Source organism: Mycolicibacterium sp. XJ662 (assembly GCF_053484035.1).
The window spans coordinates 24764-44342 of record NZ_JBEFTL010000013.1 but is presented as its reverse complement, the minus strand read 5'-3'; the positions used below and the strand labels follow the sequence as shown (position 1 = coordinate 44342).

The 19579-nt window shown below is 66.8% G+C and carries 21 protein-coding genes and 1 tRNA gene; 12 read left to right on the top strand and 10 right to left on the bottom strand.

The window, feature by feature from the left end:
* Positions 1 to 23 precede the first annotated feature (23 nt).
* Positions 24 to 1019 carry a PQQ-dependent sugar dehydrogenase gene (locus ABQE93_RS24615; protein WP_448411222.1) on the bottom strand — a complete coding sequence of 332 codons (996 nt, stop codon included), beginning with the start codon at positions 1017 to 1019 and terminating at the stop codon, positions 24 to 26.
* A 108-nt stretch (positions 1020 to 1127) separates the two neighbouring features.
* Between ABQE93_RS24615 and ABQE93_RS24610 the strand changes: the two genes are divergently transcribed.
* The 4 genes from ABQE93_RS24610 (at position 1128) to ABQE93_RS24595 (ending at position 6796) form a co-directional block, all read left to right on the top strand.
* On the top strand, positions 1128 to 2294 hold the full coding sequence (locus tag ABQE93_RS24610; protein WP_448411095.1) for an FAD-binding domain: 1167 nt from the start codon (positions 1128 to 1130) through the stop codon (positions 2292 to 2294).
* 100 nt (positions 2295 to 2394) lie between these two features.
* Complete coding sequence (locus ABQE93_RS24605; RefSeq protein WP_448411093.1) at positions 2395 to 4764, top strand: lysylphosphatidylglycerol synthase domain-containing protein; 2370 nt, start codon at positions 2395 to 2397, stop codon at positions 4762 to 4764.
* Positions 4765 to 4886: 122 nt separating this feature from the next.
* Complete coding sequence (locus tag ABQE93_RS24600) at positions 4887 to 5831, top strand: cyclopropane mycolic acid synthase family methyltransferase (RefSeq protein WP_448411091.1); 945 nt, start codon at positions 4887 to 4889, stop codon at positions 5829 to 5831.
* A 71-nt stretch (positions 5832 to 5902) separates the two neighbouring features.
* Positions 5903 to 6796 (top strand): cyclopropane mycolic acid synthase family methyltransferase, encoded by an 894-nt coding sequence (locus ABQE93_RS24595; protein WP_448411089.1) that lies wholly within the window; start codon positions 5903 to 5905, stop codon positions 6794 to 6796.
* 4 nt (positions 6797 to 6800) lie between these two features.
* Here the strand turns inward: ABQE93_RS24595 and ABQE93_RS24590 are convergent, their stop codons facing one another.
* A complete protein-coding gene (locus tag ABQE93_RS24590; protein ID WP_448411088.1) occupies positions 6801 to 8048 on the bottom strand; it encodes a KasA/KasB family beta-ketoacyl-ACP synthase in 1248 nt (415 codons plus the stop codon).
* 62 nt (positions 8049 to 8110) lie between these two features.
* Here ABQE93_RS24590 and ABQE93_RS24585 point away from each other — a divergent pair, with 62 nt between their 5' ends.
* From ABQE93_RS24585 to ABQE93_RS24575, 3 genes are all read left to right on the top strand, one after another.
* A complete protein-coding gene (locus ABQE93_RS24585) occupies positions 8111 to 8497 on the top strand; it encodes a DUF2237 family protein (RefSeq protein WP_448411086.1) in 387 nt (128 codons plus the stop codon).
* A gap of 43 nt (positions 8498 to 8540) precedes the next feature.
* Entirely contained in the window at positions 8541 to 9029 is a 489-nt protein-coding gene (locus ABQE93_RS24580) for a hypothetical protein (RefSeq protein ID WP_448411084.1), read from the top strand.
* Between the two features lie 252 nt (positions 9030 to 9281).
* A complete protein-coding gene (locus ABQE93_RS24575; protein WP_448411082.1) occupies positions 9282 to 9710 on the top strand; it encodes a hypothetical protein in 429 nt (142 codons plus the stop codon).
* On the opposite strand, the gene ABQE93_RS24570 is transcribed toward ABQE93_RS24575, so the two are convergent.
* Complete coding sequence (locus ABQE93_RS24570; RefSeq protein WP_448411080.1) at positions 9695 to 10561, bottom strand: phytanoyl-CoA dioxygenase family protein; 867 nt, start codon at positions 10559 to 10561, stop codon at positions 9695 to 9697. The two genes, ABQE93_RS24575 and ABQE93_RS24570, sit on opposite strands and share 16 nt — an antisense overlap.
* 88 nt (positions 10562 to 10649) lie before the next feature.
* Here ABQE93_RS24570 and ABQE93_RS24565 point away from each other — a divergent pair, with 88 nt between their 5' ends.
* On the top strand, positions 10650 to 11132 hold the full coding sequence (locus ABQE93_RS24565) for a hypothetical protein (protein WP_448411079.1): 483 nt from the start codon (positions 10650 to 10652) through the stop codon (positions 11130 to 11132).
* On the opposite strand, the gene ABQE93_RS24560 is transcribed toward ABQE93_RS24565, so the two are convergent.
* The 3 genes from ABQE93_RS24560 to ABQE93_RS24550 form a co-directional block, all read right to left on the bottom strand.
* Positions 11119 to 11928 (bottom strand): SDR family oxidoreductase, encoded by an 810-nt coding sequence (locus ABQE93_RS24560; RefSeq protein WP_448411077.1) that lies wholly within the window; start codon positions 11926 to 11928, stop codon positions 11119 to 11121. The genes ABQE93_RS24565 and ABQE93_RS24560 overlap by 14 nt on opposite strands.
* A gap of 45 nt (positions 11929 to 11973) precedes the next feature.
* On the bottom strand, positions 11974 to 12456 hold the full coding sequence (locus tag ABQE93_RS24555) for a YflT domain-containing protein (RefSeq protein WP_448411076.1): 483 nt from the start codon (positions 12454 to 12456) through the stop codon (positions 11974 to 11976).
* Between the two features lie 108 nt (positions 12457 to 12564).
* A complete protein-coding gene (locus ABQE93_RS24550) occupies positions 12565 to 14073 on the bottom strand; it encodes a carotenoid oxygenase family protein (protein ID WP_448411074.1) in 1509 nt (502 codons plus the stop codon).
* Between the two features lie 85 nt (positions 14074 to 14158).
* Here ABQE93_RS24550 and ABQE93_RS24545 point away from each other — a divergent pair, with 85 nt between their 5' ends.
* Complete coding sequence (locus ABQE93_RS24545; RefSeq protein WP_448411072.1) at positions 14159 to 14713, top strand: TetR/AcrR family transcriptional regulator; 555 nt, start codon at positions 14159 to 14161, stop codon at positions 14711 to 14713.
* A 13-nt stretch (positions 14714 to 14726) separates the two neighbouring features.
* On the opposite strand, the gene ABQE93_RS24540 is transcribed toward ABQE93_RS24545, so the two are convergent.
* Both ABQE93_RS24540 and ABQE93_RS24535 read right to left on the bottom strand, forming a co-directional pair.
* Complete coding sequence (locus tag ABQE93_RS24540) at positions 14727 to 15686, bottom strand: tripartite tricarboxylate transporter substrate binding protein (RefSeq protein WP_448411070.1); 960 nt, start codon at positions 15684 to 15686, stop codon at positions 14727 to 14729.
* Positions 15687 to 15749: 63 nt separating this feature from the next.
* Positions 15750 to 15832: transfer RNA gene (locus ABQE93_RS24535), tRNA-Tyr, on the bottom strand.
* A 118-nt stretch (positions 15833 to 15950) separates the two neighbouring features.
* On the opposite strand from ABQE93_RS24535, the gene ABQE93_RS24530 reads away from it, so the two are divergent.
* Positions 15951 to 16442 (top strand): YajQ family cyclic di-GMP-binding protein, encoded by a 492-nt coding sequence (locus ABQE93_RS24530; protein WP_448411068.1) that lies wholly within the window; start codon positions 15951 to 15953, stop codon positions 16440 to 16442.
* 73 nt (positions 16443 to 16515) lie between these two features.
* Positions 16516 to 17541: an NAD(P)H-dependent glycerol-3-phosphate dehydrogenase gene (locus ABQE93_RS24525; RefSeq protein ID WP_448411066.1), complete on the top strand. Its 1026-nt coding sequence runs from the start codon at positions 16516 to 16518 to the stop codon at positions 17539 to 17541.
* Between the two features lie 23 nt (positions 17542 to 17564).
* Here the strand turns inward: ABQE93_RS24525 and ABQE93_RS24520 are convergent, their stop codons facing one another.
* Positions 17565 to 18137, bottom strand: coding sequence for a hypothetical protein (locus tag ABQE93_RS24520; protein ID WP_448411065.1), 573 nt, complete (start codon positions 18135 to 18137; stop codon positions 17565 to 17567).
* A gap of 59 nt (positions 18138 to 18196) precedes the next feature.
* Between ABQE93_RS24520 and ABQE93_RS24515 the strand changes: the two genes are divergently transcribed.
* Entirely contained in the window at positions 18197 to 18670 is a 474-nt protein-coding gene (locus ABQE93_RS24515; RefSeq protein WP_448411063.1) for a nitroreductase family deazaflavin-dependent oxidoreductase, read from the top strand.
* Here ABQE93_RS24515 and htpX read toward each other — a convergent pair.
* Positions 18664 to 19554: a zinc metalloprotease HtpX gene (htpX, locus tag ABQE93_RS24510; RefSeq protein WP_448411061.1), complete on the bottom strand. Its 891-nt coding sequence runs from the start codon at positions 19552 to 19554 to the stop codon at positions 18664 to 18666. The genes ABQE93_RS24515 and htpX overlap by 7 nt on opposite strands.
* Between the last annotated feature and the right edge of the window lie 25 nt (positions 19555 to 19579).

Sequence of the window (19579 nt, the reverse complement as noted above, 5' to 3'; positions counted from 1 at the left end):
CGACATGGAACGGGTTCGTCCGATCACGGCTGATACAGCAGGATCCGGTCGTCGCCGTCACGCGGGGTCCCCCGCCCGTCGCGGTTGCTGGTGGTGAACCACAACGCGCCATCGGGCGCGGCGACCACCGTCCGCAGCCGCCCGAACCGGCCCACGAACAGCGACTCCGGTTCCCCCAATGCGCCGTCGCCGCCGACCGGGATCCGGAACAACCGTTCGCCGCGCAACGCCGCGACCCACAGCGCGCCGCCGAAGAACGCCAGCCCGGACGGCGACGCCTCGTCGACACCCCACTGCACCACCGGATCGATCAGCCCCTCGGTGCCGGTGCGGCCCTCGGCCATCGGCCAGCCGTAGTTGCCGCCCGGCACGATCAGGTTGAGCTCGTCGATCCGGTTGGCGCCGAACTCGGTGGCCCACATCCGCCCGGCCGCATCCCAGGCCAGCCCCTGAATGTTGCGGTGGCCCAGCGACCACACCGGCGATGCCGGATCCGGGTTGTCCGGCGGGATCGACCCGTCGAGGTTGATCCGTAAAATCTTGCCGCCCAACGACGCCGGGTCCTGCGCCAGACCGCGATCGCCGCGCTCACCGGTGGCCACGTAGAGCTTGCCGTCCGGGCCCAGCGCGATGCGTCCGCCGTTGTGGATCGTCCCCGCCGGGATGCCGGTGAAGATCGGTGCCTGCTCGGAGAGCGCGGCGCCGTCGAAGCTCATCCGCACCACCCGGTTGTCCTGTGCGGTGGTGATGTAGGCGTAGACCGTCTGCCCGACGGTGACCAGCCCCAGCAGACCGCCCTCGCCGCGCGCCGCGACACCGTCGACCGCGCCGACCTGGTTCACCGTTCCGGACAGCGACAGGTGTTGGATGGCGCCGCTGTTGCGTTCGGCGATCAACGCGCTGCCGTCGGGCAGGAACGCGATGCCCCACGGAACCTCGAGGTTGGTGGCGACATCGCGTGGCCCGGCGGGATCGGGCTGGCCGTCCGCGTCGCCGCCGCCGCATGCCACGATCAGCATCACGCTCGAGGCAAGGGCGAGCAGGACACGGGAAACGGCGGCCACCGTAGCGGAGTACCCGCACCGGCGCCGTCCATCCCACCGCGGCAGTAGCCTTGACCCGGGAACATGAAGGTCGCCATCAGCGGAGCGGGTGTCGCAGGCGCGGCACTGGCGTATTGGCTGCACAGAACCGGCCACACCCCGACGCTGATCGAACAGGCGCCGGCGTTTCGGACCGGCGGCTACATGATCGACTTCTGGGGCGTCGGCTACCGCACCGCGCAGCGCATGGGCATCGAGCAGACCCTCCTCGATGCCGGCTACCAGGTGGAATCGGTGCGCATCGTCGGCCCGCGCGGTAAGCCGAGAGCCGAGTTGAGCGTCGACACCCTGCGCACGATCATCGGCGACGACATGGTCAGCCTGCCCCGCGGCGACCTCGCGGCGGCCATCTACGACACCATCGACGGCACGGTCGACACCCTCTTCGGCGACAGCATCGCCACGCTCGACGAGCATGCCGACGGGGTGCAATTGACGTTCGAACACTCCGAGCCGCAAAAATTCGACCTGGTCGTCGGCGCCGACGGGCTGCACTCCAACGTGCGTCGACTGGTCTTCGGACCCGAACGCGACTACGAGCACTACCTGGGCTGCAAAGTCGCCGCCTGCGTGGTAACCGGCTACCGTCCACGCGACGAACTCGTCTACGTCATGCACAACACGCCCGGTAAGCAGGTCTCACGTTTCGCGCTGCGCGACGACCGCACCCTGTTTCTGTTCGTGTGGCGCACCGAACACAACGACCCCGGCCTGTCCCCAAAGCAGCAGTTGCACAACGAATTCCACGACGCCGGCTGGGAATCCGCGCAGATTCTCGCCGCGGTCGACGGCGCCGACGACATCTACTTCGACGTGGTCAGCCAGATCCGGATGGACCGCTGGTCACGCGGCCGGGTGGTGTTGATCGGTGACGCGGCCGGCTGTATCTCGCTGCTCGGTGGTGAGGGCACCGGGCTGGCGGTCACCGAGGCCTACGTGCTTGCCGGAGAACTGCACCGCGCCGCGGGCGATCACCTGCGCGCCTTCGCCGCCTACGAGACACAGCTGCGGCCCTTCATCGAAACCAAGCAGGCCGGCGCCAAACAACTCCTGAGCCTGTTCGCCACCAAGACCCGTCTCGGCCTGTGGTTTCGCGACATCGCCATCCGCAGCATGGTGTTTCCGCCGTTGGCCAAGCTGCTGTCCGGCAGCACCACCGAGGACTTCGAGCTGCCCGATTACGCGATCTGATCGAGCACCCCCGCGTCGTTCACTCCCCTAGATCGGAATACGGCTAGGTTGTCGGCGAGTCGCTACCGATGCGGCGCCGGATACGAAAGATCGTGGAGACATGCGCGTTGACGGGCGGGAGATCGCCGTTTCCGGCAGCCTCCTGCAGCCGCTGACCCGGCGGACCAACGACATCCTGCGGGTCATCCTGTCGGGGCTGTTTCTGGCGATCGTCATCTTCAGCTCGCTGGTCACCCGCTACGAGTGGGTGGCGTTGGAGCAGTCGATCTCCGGGATCGTCGGGGTGCTCACCCCCACCCAGGCCAACCTGGTGTACATCGCCTACGGCATCGCGCTGGTGGCGCTGCCGTTTCTGATCCTGGTCGGCCTGATCGTGTCGCGGCAGTGGAAGCTGCTCGGCGCGTACGCGGCCGCCGCGGCCATCGCGGGGCTGGCGCTGTCGGTCACCGGCGACGGCCTGGCCGCGCCGCGCTGGCACTTCGACCTTTCCGAGCGCCTCGATTCGGTGACCTCCCAGTTCGTCGACGATCCGCGCTGGATCGCGATGCTGGTCGCGGTGCTGACCGTCTCGGGACCGTGGTTGCCCGCGCGCTGGCGGCGCTGGTGGTGGGCGCTGCTGTTGGCGTTCGTGCCGATCCACCTGTTGATCAGCGCGATCGTGCCTGCGCGTTCGCTGTTCGGGCTGGCCGTCGGCTGGTTCGTCGGCGCGCTGGTGGTCCTCGTCGTCGGAACCCCCGGCCTGGAGGTGCCGCTGGACGGCGCCGTGCGGGCGATGGCACGGCGCGGTTGCGTGGTCTCCGGGCTGACCGTGGTGCGGCCCGCGGGCGCCGGGCCGCTGGTGATGCTCGCGACGTGTGTGGACCAGCGGTCGTCAGCGGTGATGGAGCTGTACGGGCCGCACCAGCGCGGCGGCGGTGTGCTGCGCCAGCTGTGGCTCAAGCTGCGGTTACGCGACCGCGAAACCGCCCCGCTGCACGCCTCCATGCGCCGCCAGGTGGAACACCGCGCGTTGATGGCCATCGCGATCGGACAACTCGGCCTCGCCAACACCTCGACGATCAGCGTCGCCGCCCTCGACCGCGGCTGGACGCTCTACTCCCACACCCCCGCCCGCGGCACCCCGATCGACGAAGACACCATCCCCGTCGGCCGCGTGTGGGAGTCGTTGCGGTCGCTGCACGACTGCCAGATCTCCCACGGCGACCTGCGCGGCAGCAAGATCACCGTCGCCGACGACGAGGTGCTGTTCGGCGGGTTCGAGCGGGCCGAGTACGGCGCCACCGACGCCCAGTTGCGCTCGGACATCGCCCAGCTGCTGGTCACCACCACCGACCTGTACGACGCGCCGTCGGCCGTGCGCGCCGCCATCGACTCGTTCGGCAAGGACGCGGTGCTCAACGCGTCCCGGCGCCTCACGAAAGCCGCAGTGCCCCAACATATCCGGCAACCGATCGAGGACGCGGGCGCGGTCATCTCGGAAGCTCGCGACGAGGTCAAGCGGCAAACCCGTGTCGACGAGATCCGCGCCGAGACGGTCACCCGGTTCACCCGCAGCCAGCTCATCCAGCTGGTGCTGCTGATCGCGCTGGTGTACGTCGCCTACCCGTTCATCAGCTCGGTGCCGACGTTCGTCACCGAACTGCGCACCGCCAACTGGTGGTGGGCGATGGTCGGGCTGGCGGCATCGGGGCTGACGTATATCGGTGCGGCGGCTGCACTTTGGGCCTGCGCCGACGGACTGGTCACGCTGCGCGGGCTGACCGTCATGCAGGTCGCCAACAAGTTCGCCGCGACCACCACCCCGGCAGGCGTCGGCGGCCTGGCGCTGTCCGCGCGCTACCTGCAGAAGGGCGGTGTCAACCCGATGAGGGCCACCACCGCCGTCGCGCTGCAACAATCCGTGCAGGTCATCACCCATATCGGGTTGCTGATCCTGTTCAGCACCGCGGCCGGAGCGTCGGCGGACCTGGGCCGCTTCGTCCCCGACATCGCGGTGCTGTACCTGGTCGCCGGGGTCGCGCTGGGCCTGGTCGGCACGTTCTTGCTGGTGCCCAAACTGCGGCGATGGCTGGCCACGGCGGTGCGCCCGCGGCTGCAGGAGATGGTCGGCCACCTCACCGAACTGGCCCGCGAGCCCAGGCGGCTCGCGATCATCGTCGCGGGATGTGCGGCGACGACGCTGGGGAACGCGTTCGCGCTGTGGGCGGCGGTGGCCGCGTTCGGCGGGGACACGTCGTTCATCACCGTCACCGTGGTGACGATGGTGGGTGGGACGCTCGCGTCGGCGGCCCCCACCCCCGGTGGCGTCGGGGCCGTCGAGGCCGCGCTGATCGGTGGTTTGGCGGCGTTCGGAATGCCTGCGGCGACCGCGGTGCCCGCCGTGCTTCTCTACCGGGTTCTGACGATCTGGCTGCCGGTGTTCGCCGGGTGGCAGGTGATGCGCTGGATGACGAAAAACGAACGAATTTAGCAGGTCGACGCGTCGGCGGTGCCGTTCCGACACCACCGCCACAACGGGTACTGTCAACTCATCGTGTCGAGAACAACTGCGCGACGAGGAAGACCAACCGCCACATTCGGTAAAGGGTGACGATGACAGATCCATCAAGCGCTACGACAGGCCAAGCAAGCCAACCAGACTCCAAGTGGCTGTCGAAATCGGCGGCTCAGACCCGCGGCTCGGACAAGAAGGAAGTCCAGTTCCACTACGACATCTCCAACGACTTCTTCAAGCTGTGGCAGGACCCGACCCAGACCTACAGCTGCGCCTACTTCGAACGCGACGACATGACGCTCGAAGAGGCCCAGATGGCCAAGGTCGACCTGGCGCTCGGCAAGTTGGGCCTGCAGCCGGGCATGACGCTGCTGGACATCGGCTGCGGCTGGGGCTCGACGATCATGCGGGCCGTCGACCGCTACGACGTCAACGTGATCGGGCTGACGCTGTCGGAGAACCAAAAAGAGCACATCGAGAACCACTGGTTCGCGAACTCGAAGAGCAAGCGAAACATGGAGGTGCGGCTGCAGCCGTGGGAGGAGTTCGAGGGCCGCGTCGACCGGATCGTGTCGATCGGGGCGTTCGAGCACTTCGGGTTCAACAAGTACGACGACTACTTCAAGAAGACGTTCAACTGGCTGCCCGACGACGGCGCGATGCTGCTACACACGATCATCATTCCGGAAGACGAAGAGATCAAAGCCAAGGGTCTGCCGTTGACGATGTCCAACGTGCGCTTCATCAAGTTCATCATGGACGAGATCTATCCCGGCGGGCGGCTGCCGCTGGCCTCGATGGTCCGCGACCACGCCGTCAAGGCAGGCTATTCGGTCACGCGCGAGCAGCACCTGCAGCCCCACTACGTCAAGACGCTGGACACTTGGGCGGCCAACCTCAAAGCCCACAAGGACGAGGCGATCTCCATCACGTCCGAAGAGATCTACGAGCGGTTCTACAAGTACCTGACCGGCTGCGCTGACCTGTTCCGCGACGGTTACACCGACGTCTGCCAGTTCACCTGTGAGAAGGCAGGCGTTTAGCCGATTTACGAAAAGTGAGATATACAAAGTGCGTCAATTGCGCACCCCATAGCTGAAGGAGCCGAACGCGGATGTCGGAGAGCAGGTCGGGCTCGACGAAGATCTCGACGGATATGCGGCCAGCCTACGAAGATGTTCAGGCCCACTACGACATATCCAACGAGTTCTTCGGGTTGTTCCAAGACCCCTCGCGCACCTACAGCAGCGCCTACTTCCAGCGTGACGACATGACGCTGGAAGAGGCGCAGCTCGCCAAGATCGACCTGGCGCTCGGCAAGCTGGATCTGCAGCCGGGGATGACGCTGCTCGACGTGGGGTGCGGCTGGGGCTCGGTGATGAAGCGGGCGGTCGAGAAGTATGACGTCAACGTCGTCGGTTTGACGCTGAGCAAGAACCAGCGCGCGTTCGCCAGCGAGATGTTGGCGGGACTCGACACCGAGCGCTCGCGGCAGGTGCATCTGCAGGGCTGGGAGGAGTTCGACGGCCGCGTCGACCGCATCGTCAGCATCGAGGCGTTCGAGGCGTGGCCGAAGACGAAGTACAAGGCGTTCTTCGAGACCTGCTACCGCGTCATGCCCGACGACGGCCGGCTGCTGCTGCAGACGATCATGGGGCATCCGCTCAAGCGCTGGCCGGAGATGGGCATCCCGATCGTCATGAGCGACCTGAAGTTCATGCGGTTCATCGCCAAGGAGATCTTTCCCGGCGGCGCCGTGCCGTGCGACGAGGACGTAATCGACTTCTCGCGCGACGCCGGCTTCTCGCTGGCCGAGCTGGACAAGCTGAGCCCGCACTATGTGCGGACCCTGCGCACCTGGGCCGACGCCCTGGAGGCGCACCACGACGAGGCCGTCGCGGTGACGTCGGAGGAGATCTATCAGCGCTACATGCACTACCTGACCGGCTGCGCGGACTTCTTCGAGCGCGGCATCTGTGAGGTCGGGCAGTTCACCCTGGTCAAGTAGCTCGCTACGGGGCGCCGAATACCAGCGCCACGTTGTAGCCGCCGAACCCCAACGAGTTGGTCAGCGCATAGCGGTAGTCGCCGCGCCGCGGGCCGCCTGCGACGACGTCGAGGTCGATCTCGGGGTCGGGTTCGGTGAAGTTGAGGGTCGGCGGCACCACGCCGTCGCGCAGCGTCTGCACGGTCAGCGCGGCTTCGACGGCTCCGGCGGCCCCGAGCGAGTGACCCAGCGCCGCCTTGGACGCGTACACGGCCGGTTTGTGCGCGCCGAGCGCGCGGCCGATGGCGCGCGCTTCGGCGAGGTCGCCGACGCGGGTTCCGCAGGCGTGGGCGTTGATGTGGTCGATGTCGGTGGGCGTCAGCCCCGCCACCTCGATGGCGCGGCTGATCGCATCGCCCGCGCGCTCCCCGGACGGCTCGGGGTCGATGGCGTCGTAGCCGTCCGACGTCATCGCCGCGCCCATCAGCCGCGCCAGGATGCGCGCGCCACGCGCTTTGGCGTGCTCCTCTCTCTCGACGAGCAGCAGCGCCCCGCCTTCGCCGAGCACCATGCCGTCGCGGTTCTTGGCGAACGGACGGCAGGCGCCGGCCGGGTCGTTGTTAGTGGACATCGCGCCCTGCTGGATGAACGCCGCGACCGGCACCGCCTCGATCTCGGTTTCCACGCCACCGCAGATCACGACGTCGGCGTCGTCGAACACGATGTGGCGCCAGGCCTGGGCGATGGCCGCTGCGCCGGAGGCGTCGGCCATCACCGGCGACATGATGCCGGCCTTGGCCTGATGGTCCAGCCCGAGTGCGGCGGCCGCCGAGTTGGGCATGTACATCTGCACGGCCAGCGGCGAAACCGCGCGCAGCCCTTTCTGTTTCCACGCGTCGTACTGGGCGGGGATCTCCTCGGTGGAGCCCAGCGCGAGCCCGACCGAGACCGCCAACCGTCGGCTGTCGACATCGGGCGAGCCGGCGGCCTCCCACAGCCGGCGCCCGAGCAGCGTGGCCATCTTCTGCATGAACGCCATGCGGCGCTTCTCGACGCGGTTGAGTTGGTCGTCGAAGTCCTCGCGCAGTTGCCCGCCGATGCGGACCGGCGATGCGTATTCGCCGACGAACCACTTGTCGAGCGTGCGGATCCCGCTCTCACCCTGCAGCAGTTGCTGCCACGTCTGTTCCGCATCGGGGGCCAACGCCGTCGTCGTGGTCACCGCGGTCACCACGACGTCGGGAAGCCCGTCGCCGGTAGTCAGCGAAGCCATACCAGGTGCTCCTCCATGCCAACATTTAGATTAAAACCCCGACGCTGCGGAGGCGAGAACTGGTGAATGAGCTCAATGTGTTTGGCGATCCGCTTGAGCCGTGCGGCAGCGACCCGGTCACCGGCTTCTACCGCGACGGGTGCTGTTCGACCGGTCCCGAAGACATCGGCAGGCACACCATCTGCGCGGTGGTGACCGCCGACTTTCTCGATCACCAGCGCGCCATCGGCAACGACCTGTCGACGCCCCGGCCGGAGTTCCGCTTTCCCGGGCTGAAACCGGGCGACCGGTGGTGCGTCACCGCGGTGAACTGGCTGCGGGCGTATCGGGACGGCGCTGCGGCGCCGGTGGTGTTGGCGTGCACCCACGAACGCACGCTGGAGGTGGTGCCGTTGGAGGCGCTGCGCGAGCATGCCGTCGACGTGCCCGACGACCTCGGTGACCTTTGACGATCGGCGCGAAGCGGTGGCGGTGAGGCCGTACCGTGAGCGCATGGCTGACGATGTACCCGCGGTCACGCTGTCCAACCCCCCGGAGCGCCTGCTGCGCGTGGCCAACCCGACCATGCGGCTTTTGATGCACACGCCCCTGATCGGTTCGATGCGCCAGCAGATGATCGTGCTGACGGTCACCGGACGCAAAAGCAGGCGCAGGTTCTCGTTTCCGTTGAGCGCGCATCAGATTGACGGCGTTTACTACGCGCTGACCAGCGCGCCGTGGAAGAACAACTTCCGCGGCGGCGCCAACGCCACGGTGCAGCACGCCGGGTCCATCGTCCGGGTCCACGGGGAGCTGATCACCGAACCTGCCGACGTCGCCGCCATCTGCCGGCGCTGCGCGCAGTCCTGCGGCGCCAAACGCGCGCAAATGTCGCTGGGGATGAAGTTCCGCGACAAGGATCGGATACCGACGCTCGAGGAGTTCGCCGATGCGGTGGCACGGGAGCGTTTCGCGGCGATCCGCCTGACGCCCAGAGATTGAGGGTAAACGGCCGCTTGCATGCAAGCGGTGCGCGGCCCATCCATACCTATGGGTACGGATGCATGCACTGTGGCCAGCGCATATACCGCTGACCGGACACAGCGAGAACTCCGTGCGGGCGACCCGCCTCGCCGAAAAAATAAGTTTGAATATTTCCATTTCCGGTCATTCCGTTACCAAGTCGTGCTGTGATGGAGGTCACGCCGCATTGAATTCAACTGGATCGAGAGATCCGCTTGGAGGGGGGAAGCGATGGACCCAACGTTGAGTCCCGCGTGGATTGGCGTGCTGGTCGTACCCATGGCGGTCATGATGGCCTTGGCGTACGTGGTGGAGCGACGACAACGTCGACGCGATCACGCCGACGGTGTCCTGATGTCCTTTGACGATCTGCGGTTGACCCGCACCCACCTGCTCGTCGGGTCCGGTCCGGAGGCTCTGAGGTTTCCGCTCGCCGGGCTCACCGCCACAGCCACCACCACCGCCCCGCCCGGGCACGACGCCGACGAGGTCCACGTGATCATCGAGAACGCAGGCTGCGAGATCCGCCGTCGGCTCCCGTACTCGTACGGTTCCAGCGGGGATGCGCAGATGTTCGCGATCAAGTTCAACTTGCTCGCCGGCGCCGCCCCCGTGACCCCGGGCGCGGCGGGTGTGCGCACGGATCAGCGCGCGGCCTGATCCTGGTCCAGCAGTCGCAGCGGGTGCAGCCCGTCGACGGCGCCGACGAACGGCGGATGCACGCTGTAGCCGATCATGCGGCGGATGTCCTCGGAGACCTCGCGTGCGGTGTCCCGTGATATCGAGAGCGTGAAGGCCTCCATCGGCCGTAGCCAGGGCTGGCAGTACTGGGCGGTGACGGCCAGCCGCGCGGTGTCGCTGGTGTTCGCGCCGCCGCCGTGCCAGAGGGTGCCCACGAAGAATACGCAGGATCCGGCGGGCATGACGACAGGGTGCGCGAGATCGTCCGGTCCGGGCCGGCGTCTGCCCCAGCGGTGGCTGCCCGGATAGAGCACGGTGGCGCCGTTGTCGGCGGTGAAGTCGTCGATCGCCCAAATGGTCGCGGCCGCAAGGGGATCGCGGGGCCGCGGGATCGGATAGAACCCGTCGTCGTGATGGGCCAGCTGCGCGGTCTCGCCGGGTTGGATGTTGATGGCCTGTAGCGCCGACAGCAGATAATTGTCCATCAGCAGGCGGTCGAGCACCGCGAGCACCCGCGGATGGTCGACGAGCCGGTCGCAGACGCGGGTTCTACTCAACAGGCTGTAGACGCGCTGGGTGCGATGGCCCTCGAACGAGTTGCGCCCGGTGTGTGAGAGCCAGGGTGCGACCGTCGCTTTGATCTGGCGGCACTCGTCGGCGTCGAGCAGGTTCTCCCAGATGAGGTAGCCGTCGCGGTCGATGGCCGCCATGTCGGCGTCGACCAGCGCCGGGTCCACCGAGGCGCCGCTGCTTTGTGTCCACTTGTGCCGGCCCGCCAGGTCGTTGCGCAGGTCGTCTAGCGTGGTGACCGGATCGTCGTCGATGCTCATCGGCGGCCTTCCCTGCGTGTTCGTCGTCCTGTAGCCAACATTGGACCTGACTGGACCGCCGGTCAAGAGCCGTCATAGCGTGGCGGACATGGCGGAACAGGTCCCAGCAGTCACAGTGTGGCATCCACCGGAGACGGTGATGCGAATCGCGAACCCGATACTCGACAAGTTGCTGCGCACGCCGCTGGCCGGACCGCTGCGCAGCCGGATGATGGTGATTGACGTCGTCGGCCGAAAAACTGGCAGGCAGTACTCAATCCCGGTGACGGCGCACAAGATCGACGGTGAGCTGTACGCGTTGACCCCGGCGGCCTGGAAGCACAACTTCCGCGGCGGGGCCATTTGCGACGTGGTGGTCGACGGCCGGACGACGAGGATGCGCGGTGAACTGCTGACCGATACCGCGCAAGTCGCCGAGTTGTGCCACCGCTTCGCGAAGTCCTGGGGACCGCGGCTCGCACCGTCGATGATGGGCCTGAAGTTCCGCGACGACGGCATACCGTCGGTCGCGGATTTCGCCGACGTGGTGCAGCGCGAACGCCTCGCGGCGGTGCAGTTCACCCCTGCGTGAGCTTATCGGTCTGCTTGGCGATGAACGAGTTCCAGTCCGACGCGCGCTCGACGAGGACATCGCGGACCTGATCGTCGGTATAGAGCATGAAGGTGTTCTCGAGGATGGCCTCGGCGACCTGTTCACCGACCTGCTCGGGCAGCAGGATCTCGAATTGCTCTCCGGGAAGCCCGGTTTGGACCTCGGGGCCGAACGTGGGCGGCATCGTGGCGAGGATGTTCGTTGCCACCGGGCCGGGACACACGACGGTGACGCCGATGCCCTGCGGGTGCAGGTAGAGCCGGAGCCCTTCAGAGATCTGGACGATCGCGGCCTTGGTCGCCGCGTAGGGCATCCGGTCGAAAGAGTACGTGTACAGGCCGGCGAACGACGCGGTGTTGACGATGTGGCCGTGTCCCTGCGCGATGAGAAGGGGAAGGAACGCGGCGTTGCTTCGTACGACCGACATCAGGTTGATGTCGATGATCCGTTCCCATTCGCCGACGGGGAGGTGGTCGGGTCGACCGCTGGTCAGCACGCCGACGTTGTTCATCACGATGTCGACCGACGCGTAGCGGTCCAGCGTGAAGTCGCGCAGATCGTCGAAGGCTTGCTCGGTTGCCACGTCGCACACGACGGCCGCCGCCGAATGGCCGTTCGCGGTGAGTTCCGCGGCGGCCCGATTCGCGTTGTCGGCGTGGATATCTGCGATCACGACTTGCGCTCCCCGCTTGGCGAGCGAGTGTGCGGTCGCTAATCCGATGCCGCTGGCGCCGCCGGTGATGACAGCGACTTTCCCGTCCAGTGAGTTCGGCATCGGTCTCCCTTCGCGCCGGTGGCGAAGTGCGCCGATTGAACCTTGTCAGACGGGTCGCACGTACCGGGCCGCATCGGCAGCGTACTGCTCGGTGACGTAGACGTCGTAGCGCTGGGCTTTCAAGGACTGCACGCTTGAGAAGTCACGCTGCCCGCGAGTGGACCAGTGCGCGACGAAGCCGAACACCGCGCCCCAGAACGCGCCGATGACCGTCGCAATCAGCACCACCCAGATCCACAAGGGTCCGACCGCGAAAATCGCGAAGAGAAGGCCGATCAGCAGACCGAACCAGGCACCGCTGCCGGCGCCGGCCAGCGCTGCCCGGCCCTTCGTCATGCGTCCGGTGACGCTTTCGACCGTGCTTACGCCCTCGCCGACGATCTGCACGTGCTCGACTGGAAACCCACCGTCGGACATCCGATCCACCAGCTGCTGAGCCGACAGATAGTCGTTGAACGACGCCAGAAGGGACCGCCCACCTTGGGCAGTGGTTCCGAGGCGTGCGTTGGGTTCCGGTGAGGTCGTCATGATTTCTCCGATCCGTGAGGTCGATCTCGGCCATCGGGGTACCCGACCAACCAATCACAAAACAGGTGAGGACGGGAACGGGATGCGCGGAAGTCGTGATCGTTGCTTTCAGCGGGATCGCGGGGCGAAGTTACCGTGGAACCCCTGCGGGATGTGCTGACGCAAATTGGCGGCGGCGATCGGCCCTGCGGCGATGTCGGTCGCGTCGAAGATCACCAGCCGCGATGTGTGCGTGCGCGCTTGGTACTCGACGGTGAGCACCCACCCCTCGTCCTCCGCGGCGGCATCCGGTTTGGCGGCGAACACCGGCTCGCAGAAGCTGTTTCCGGCCTCGGGCGAGGTGTAGGTCGCCGCTGAGGAGTCGCTCAAGTCGAGTCTGGTGATCGAGTCGTAGAACGAGACAAGGTTGTGGCGCGTGTTGAGGTAAGCGTATCGATGTTTGCGCCCCTCGAATGCGTCGTTGTGGCGGGGGAATTCGCAGGGGGTCTCGAAGAGAGGTTCGGCGATGACGCGTCCCGACCGCGTGATGCGGTATCTCATGAACGTCGAGGGTGCGTCGTCGAGGGGTGCGACATGGAATCGGTTGAGCCGCCCCAGCAGTCGCCCGTCGGCGTAGGTGATCGCGTCGATGACCGTGTCGCCGTCGTCGTCGAAGGCGTTGCTGAGGTGGAACATCAAGAGGGCGTCGTATTCGATGGTGCGGATCTTGCCGCCGTCGCGCGGCACCAGGACGAACACGCTGCCCTTCTCGGGCCGGTACTCCATGGCGTCGCCCATCGGCTTGAGCCCCAACAGCACCGGCAGGGCCGCCGGGATGATCGGTGACACCACGAACACCAGATGGCTGTCCGTGAGCGCAAAGTCGTGCACCATCGCCACGTAGGGCAGTCGCGCCGAACGGTAGTGCTTTAGCCGGCCCGCCGGATCGGTGCGATAGATCCGCAGATGTGGGCGCGGGATGAACTCGACGCCGAAGTTGTACATCTCGCCGGTACGCGGACAGAAACATGGATGCGCCGAATAAGATCCCACCCAACGCAGTTCACCGCCGAATCGGCGCATGCCGATGGTTTCCAGTGTCTCAGGGTCGATTTCGTGGGGCGGCCCGCCTTCCCACAGCGCGTACAGCCGACCGCCGTGTTCAACAACGTTGGTATTGGCCAGGTTCGGTGGGAGACGACCGATGTTGGACTTGATGCCGCCTGGCGCGGCGGTGCCCATATGGTTCAGCCCGGTCTTGCCGAGATAGTGGTTGGTCCGCACGTACCTGTTCTTGTAGTGGACCGAGCCGTCGGCGAGGGTGAAGGCCGAGAGCATGCCGTCGCCGTCGAAGAGATGGTGCAGCGGCCGACCGCTGTGGTCCTGCCAGCGGCCGGGTCCGTTGCGGTACAGGGTTCCATCGAGGTCGGCCGGAATGGTGCCGTCGATGTCGTCGACCGAGTAGTCGTATTCGGCCAGTTGCGGCTCGCTGACGCCGAGGCTTCGGAAGTCGGCGTCGCTGAGCGTGGTGAGCTGGGCCGTCATCTGATCCCGCTCGCTGACGGGCAGGGAAGCGAGGTATCGGTCGAGTTCGGGCAGCGCGGGCCGATCGGTCGACATGCTCGGGGTCTGGGTCACCGGGCGCAACTCCTCTACTGAGACTAAATGGCAATCTAGTCTCAGTTTGAGGTGGGCCGCAATGGTGCTGCGGTAGAAAGAGTCGGTGGCCAGGACTCGTTCGTCGTCACAACTGGTGCAGGCCGCACTGGACATGATCGCCGAGGGCGGCCTCGATCGGCTGACCTTGCGGGAGGTCGCGGAGCGCGCCGGCGTCTCGCGGGCCACGGCCTACCGCGAGTTCGGCGATAAGGACGGACTGCTGGGCGCGATCGCCGAACAGGAGATCGGGGCGATGATCGCCGCGACGCTCGCCGCCTTCGACCCACAGGCCGACCCGTCTGCGCAGACGGCCGCGATCGTCACCACCGCGCTGCGCTACCTGCGCAATCACCAGGCGTTCGTCTACATTCGCGACCACGAACCCCACTGGTTGCTCTATGCCGGGCTGCCGGTCGGCAACAGCCGAATGAACCTGGTGCAGACGGTGGCAGCGATGGTCGCGGCGGCGATACCGCCGTCGGACGAACTCGCCCTGACTCCGGTAGCCGCGGCCGAAGTCGTCGTCCGGACCGTGCTGTCACACGCGCTGATCGAGGACAGCGCGCTGACCGAGGAAGAAGTGGCCGAGGTGGTCAGCCGCGCGATCACCCAGCGCTGATACGCGCGTCTGATTACCGGTGCGCGGGTCCGACCGCGGCCTCGACGTCGGCCTGGGTCTCGGCCAGGAACGCCTGAAACTCTTCACCGGCCATGAAGGTGGTCATGAATTGGCTGCGCTCCGCGATCTGGCGCCACGTGGGTGACACCACCATCCGCGCGAGCGCTGACTGCCAGTATTCGACGGCGTATGCCGGCATGTCGGGCGGTCCGTAAAGACCGCGCCAATTCGACAGGGTGACATCGAGTCCTTGTTCCCTCGCGGTGGGAACGGCCAGCCCCGGCAACCTGTCCTCGGCCAGCACACCGAGCGCCATGAGCTCACCGGAGCCCACCTGATCGACGAACTCGCTGACACCGCCGATCGCCACATCGATGTCGCCGTTGCGAAGCGCCGCACTCTGGTCGCCGCCACCCTCCTGGGTGACGTACTGCACGGTGGACGGGCCACCGCCCGCCGCCGACACCAGCAGGTCGAAGGGCACCTCGTCGTCGTGAGCGGCACCAACGGTGACGTGGGCCGGGTCGGACTTGATCGCTGACATCAGGGCATCGAGGTTGGCGAACGGGGCGCCCGGGCGTGTGACGACGACGTAGTGCTCGGTCATCAAGCCGGCGATCATCGTGACATCGCCGATGCCGTACGGGGACTCGCCGTGGATCTGGTTCACCATCATCGACAGCGACGTGACCGCCACCTGGTCATCGGCCCCACGGTGCTCCCGCACCATCGTGGCCAAGAAGTCGGCGCCGCTGCCTCCGGGGCGATTCTGCACTGGCAGGGGCACATTCACGATGTGTTCCTGCTGCAGGGCGTCCACGACCGCGCGGATCGTGAGATCGAACCCGCTGCCGGGATTGGCGCCCGCCGTCATCGTCACCGGTCCGGTGGGATAGGGCGACGCCGCGGCGAGCGCCCCGCCGGTCAGCACGAGCAAGGCAGCGATCAGGGCACTAACGGCGGGCTTGAACATGGGGGCATGCGCTCCTAGCTGGTGGTGATCACAGCAGGTAGCCCCGCATGCGCTTGAACAGAGTGGCAGGTAGAGGATTCGAACCTCTGTAGGCTTTCGCCGACGGATTTACAGTCCGCTCCCATTGGCCGCTCGGGCAACCTGCCTGGGTGCTGCACCGCGCCGGGATCCCCGGTTTGGTGCGACTAGCAGGGTACAACGAGGATGGGCTGAAGACGAAAACGGCACCTGACCGTCAGCCGACTATCAAGGAGGAGCGATCCCATGGCGGATTCATCGTTCGACGTCGTCAGCAAGGTCGACCGCCAAGAAGTCGACAACGCCCTGAACCAGGCCGCCAAGGAGCTGGCCACCCGCTTCGACTTCCGCGGCACCGACACCTCGATCGCCTGGCAGGGCGAGGAGACGATCACGATCACCAGCTCGACCGAGGAACGCGTCAAGGCCGCCATCGACGTGTTCAAGGAGAAGCTCGTGCGCCGCGACATCTCGATGAAGTCCTTCGACGTCGGCGAGCCGCAGGCCTCGGGTAAGACCTACAAGGTCAGCGGCACCATCAAGCAGGGCATCGACAGCGACAACGCCAAGAAGATCAGCAAGCTCATCCGCGACGACGGCCCCAAGGGCGTCAAGGCCCAGATCCAGGGCGACGAGGTGCGGGTGTCGTCGAAGAAGCGCGACGATCTCCAGGCCGTCATCGCCATGCTCAAGAAGGCCGACCTCGACGTCGCGCTGCAGTTCGTCAACTACCGCTGACGCGCCTTCGCGCGCCGAAGCGGCGTTGCCGAATCCGGCCTCGTTTGCCGCCGCCGGCTCTAACCTGATCGGCATGGCACCTGAGAAACGTGTACCCAAGGTCGTCGTTCTCGGTGGGGGCTCCTGGGGCACTACCGTGGCGTCCATCTGCGCGCGGCGCGGGCCGACGCTGCAATGGGTGCGCTCGCAGGAGACCGCCGATGACATCAACGACAACCACCGCAACACCAAATATCTCGGCAACGAGGTGGAGTTGCCCGATTCGCTGAAGGCCACGACGGACTTCGCCGAGGCGGCCACCTGCGCCGACGTCATCGTGATGGGCGTGCCCTCACACGGCTTCCGCGCCGTGCTGACCGAACTGGCCAAGGAGCTGCGGCCGTGGGTGCCGGTGGTGTCGTTGGTCAAAGGTCTCGAGCAGGGCACCAACTACCGGATGAGCCAGATCGTGGCCGAGGTGCTGCCCGGACATCCGGCCGGGATCCTGGCCGGGCCGAACATCGCTCGCGAGGTGGCCGAGGGCTACGCCGCCGCGGCGGTGCTCGCGATGCCCGACCAGCAGCTCGCGGCGAATCTGGCACAGCTGTTTCGCACCAAGCGATTTCGCACCTACACCACCGACGACGTCGTCGGCGTGGAGATGGCCGGCGCGTTGAAGAACGTGTACGCGATCGCGGTCGGCATGGGCTATTCGCTTGGGATCGGCGAGAATACGCGCGCGATGGTGATGTCGCGCGCGGTGCGCGAGATGTCCAAGCTCGGCGAGGCGATGGGTGGACACCGCGACACGTTCGCGGGCCTGGCCGGGATGGGCGACCTGATCGTCACCTGCACATCGCAGCGCAGCCGCAACCGCCACGTCGGCGAGCAACTCGGGGCGGGTAAGCCGCTCGAGGAGATCATCGCGTCGATGAACCAGGTCGCCGAGGGTGTGAAGGCCGCCAGCGTCGTCATGGAGTTCTGCAACGACTACGGGCTGTCGATGCCGATCGCGCGTGAGGTCGACGGGGTGGTCAACCAGGGCTCCAGCGTCGAGCAGGCCTACCGCGGGCTGATGGTCGAGAAGCCGGGCCACGAGGTGCACGGCGCCGGGTTCTAATCCACCCGAGCCCGGCGCAAAAACTAGTTGAAGTACGGGTTGGTGCCCTCGGGCCGTTCGAGCAGCGGGTTGCGGCCGTCGTTGATGATGTAGCTGCCCGCCGGGCTGAGCACGAACCCGGACTGGTTGCGGCTGTCGGCGCACGTCGTCACCGAACCGTCACTGCCGCAGCTGACCGTCTGGAAGCTGATCCGCGAACCGGCCGGAAGGGGTTTGACCTCACCGACGAAGCCGAACACCGAGGCATCGGCGTTGGCGAACCCGGGCACTCCCGGCCCGCCGCTGACGAAGTTCGCTCCGTTGGGTGCGGCCGGAATCGCGCCGCTGCAGCCGTAGCCGCCGCTGCGCTGCAGCACACACGTCAGCCCGTCGGGGGTGCGGAACGCGTACCAGTTGCCGTCCATCACCGCGTAATCGGAGAGCTTCACCGGTGCGTAGGCGTTGACGTCGGGTGCAGGCGGAGCCGGCGGCGGCGACGGCGGCTGTGCCGCAGCGACGCCCGAGGCGGCGGCCAGCGCCGCGCCTGCGCCGAGGGCACCGACCAGAACTCTGTTCAGCACAGTCCACACAGTAGGGCGTAACGGGGCGGCTCGCATACCGGGAACATCGGCTCACGGCTGCCTGTTGTTACCCGGCTTCACTAGACTTTTTGCCGATGTCGATGTTGGCCAAAGCAGGGGACGCGGTGCTGCGGTCGCGTGCGCTGATGCGTGCCCCGATCTGGCTGTACAAGGCTCGGCTGGGGTTTGTGCTCGGGTCACGCTTCCTGCAGCTCGAGCACATCGGCCGTCGTTCAGGGCTTCGGCGCTACGTCGTCCTCGAGGTGCTCGACCATCCCGACCCCGACACCTACGTCGTCGCCTCCGGCTTCGGCACCCACGCGCAGTGGTACCGCAACATCGAGGCCGACCCGAACGTTCGGGTGTCGTCCGGCACCCGCAGATCCGTCCCCGCGACGGCGCGGGTGCTGAGCACCGGCGAGGCCGACGCCGCGCTCGGCCGCTACATCAGCCGTCACCGCCGCGCCTGGGACACGATGAAGCCCGTGCTCGAAAAAACCCTCGGCGCCCCGATCGAAACCGAGAACACCGCGCTGCCGTTGGTCGAGTTGCGCCTGACGCCTCAGTAGTAGCCCGGGCCTCGGTGGTTACCGGGGCCCGCCATCTCCTCGAGCCGGCGGATCCGATCCTCCATCGGTGGGTGCGTGGAAAACAGTTTGCCGATCTTCTCCCCGGCGCGGAACGGGTTGGCGATCATCAGGTGCGCCTGATCGGCCAGCTTCGGGTCGGGCGGCAGCGGCGCCTGCTCCACCCCCGCGCTGATCTTGCGCAGCGCGCTGGCCAGCGCCAGCGGATCACCCGTCAGCTCGGCACCGGACTGGTCGGCCTGATACTCCCGCGACCGCGACACCGCCAGCCGGATCACCGTCGCCGCGATCGGGCCCAGCAGCGAAACCAGCAGGATCGCAAAGGGATTGGCGCCTCCCCCGCGGTTACCGCCGAACATGCTCGCGAAGAAGGCGAGGTTGGCCAGCGCGGTGATCACCGACGCCATCGCCCCGGCCACACAGGAAATCAGGATGTCGCGGTTGTAGACGTGGGACAGCTCGTGGCCGAGCACCGCGCGTAGCTCACGTTCGTTGAGGATGGTCAGAATGCCCGTCGTGCAGCACACCGCCGAATTGCGCGGGTTGCGGCCCGTCGCGAAGGCGTTCGGGGCCGCGGTATCGCTGATGTACAGCCGCGGCATCGGCTGACGCGCCGCGGTCGCAAGTTCGCGCACGATCCGGTACATCATCGGCGCCTGCATCTCGCTGACCGGCTGGGCGTGCATGGCCCGCAGCGCGAGCTTGTCGCTGTTGAAATAGACGTAGACGTTCATCCCGACGGCGAACAGCACGGCCAGAAACATGATGTTGCGGCCGAACATCGCGCCGACGCCGACGATCAGCCCGGAGAACAGCGCCAACAACAGGAACGTCTTGACCCTGTTGGCGTGCGGGTTCCACGTCATCGCGGATTCCTCCTGCTTGGGGCTC

Bases quoted from the DNA above. Each gene is read 5' to 3' on its own strand.
- ABQE93_RS24530 (WP_448411068.1), top strand. From the start codon at position 15,951: ATGGCGGATTCATCGTTCGACGTCGTCAGCAAGGTCGACCGCCAAGAA.
- ABQE93_RS24560 (WP_448411077.1), bottom strand. From the start codon at position 11,928: ATGCCGAACTCACTGGACGGGAAAGTCGCTGTCATCACCGGCGGCGCC.
- ABQE93_RS24600 (WP_448411091.1), top strand. From the start codon at position 4,887: ATGACAGATCCATCAAGCGCTACGACAGGCCAAGCAAGCCAACCAGAC.
- ABQE93_RS24525 (WP_448411066.1), top strand. From the start codon at position 16,516: ATGGCACCTGAGAAACGTGTACCCAAGGTCGTCGTTCTCGGTGGGGGC.
- ABQE93_RS24540 (WP_448411070.1), bottom strand. From the start codon at position 15,686: ATGTTCAAGCCCGCCGTTAGTGCCCTGATCGCTGCCTTGCTCGTGCTG.
- ABQE93_RS24580 (WP_448411084.1), top strand. From the start codon at position 8,541: ATGGCTGACGATGTACCCGCGGTCACGCTGTCCAACCCCCCGGAGCGC.
- ABQE93_RS24590 (WP_448411088.1), bottom strand. From the start codon at position 8,048: ATGGCTTCGCTGACTACCGGCGACGGGCTTCCCGACGTCGTGGTGACC.
- ABQE93_RS24565 (WP_448411079.1), top strand. From the start codon at position 10,650: ATGGCGGAACAGGTCCCAGCAGTCACAGTGTGGCATCCACCGGAGACG.
- ABQE93_RS24610 (WP_448411095.1), top strand. From the start codon at position 1,128: ATGAAGGTCGCCATCAGCGGAGCGGGTGTCGCAGGCGCGGCACTGGCG.
- ABQE93_RS24575 (WP_448411082.1), top strand. From the start codon at position 9,282: ATGGACCCAACGTTGAGTCCCGCGTGGATTGGCGTGCTGGTCGTACCC.
- ABQE93_RS24615 (WP_448411222.1), bottom strand. From the start codon at position 1,019: ATGCTGATCGTGGCATGCGGCGGCGGCGACGCGGACGGCCAGCCCGAT.
- ABQE93_RS24570 (WP_448411080.1), bottom strand. From the start codon at position 10,561: ATGAGCATCGACGACGATCCGGTCACCACGCTAGACGACCTGCGCAAC.
- ABQE93_RS24605 (WP_448411093.1), top strand. From the start codon at position 2,395: ATGCGCGTTGACGGGCGGGAGATCGCCGTTTCCGGCAGCCTCCTGCAG.
- htpX (WP_448411061.1), bottom strand. From the start codon at position 19,554: ATGACGTGGAACCCGCACGCCAACAGGGTCAAGACGTTCCTGTTGTTG.
- ABQE93_RS24515 (WP_448411063.1), top strand. From the start codon at position 18,197: ATGTCGATGTTGGCCAAAGCAGGGGACGCGGTGCTGCGGTCGCGTGCG.
- ABQE93_RS24520 (WP_448411065.1), bottom strand. From the start codon at position 18,137: ATGCGAGCCGCCCCGTTACGCCCTACTGTGTGGACTGTGCTGAACAGA.
- ABQE93_RS24555 (WP_448411076.1), bottom strand. From the start codon at position 12,456: ATGACGACCTCACCGGAACCCAACGCACGCCTCGGAACCACTGCCCAA.
- ABQE93_RS24595 (WP_448411089.1), top strand. From the start codon at position 5,903: ATGTCGGAGAGCAGGTCGGGCTCGACGAAGATCTCGACGGATATGCGG.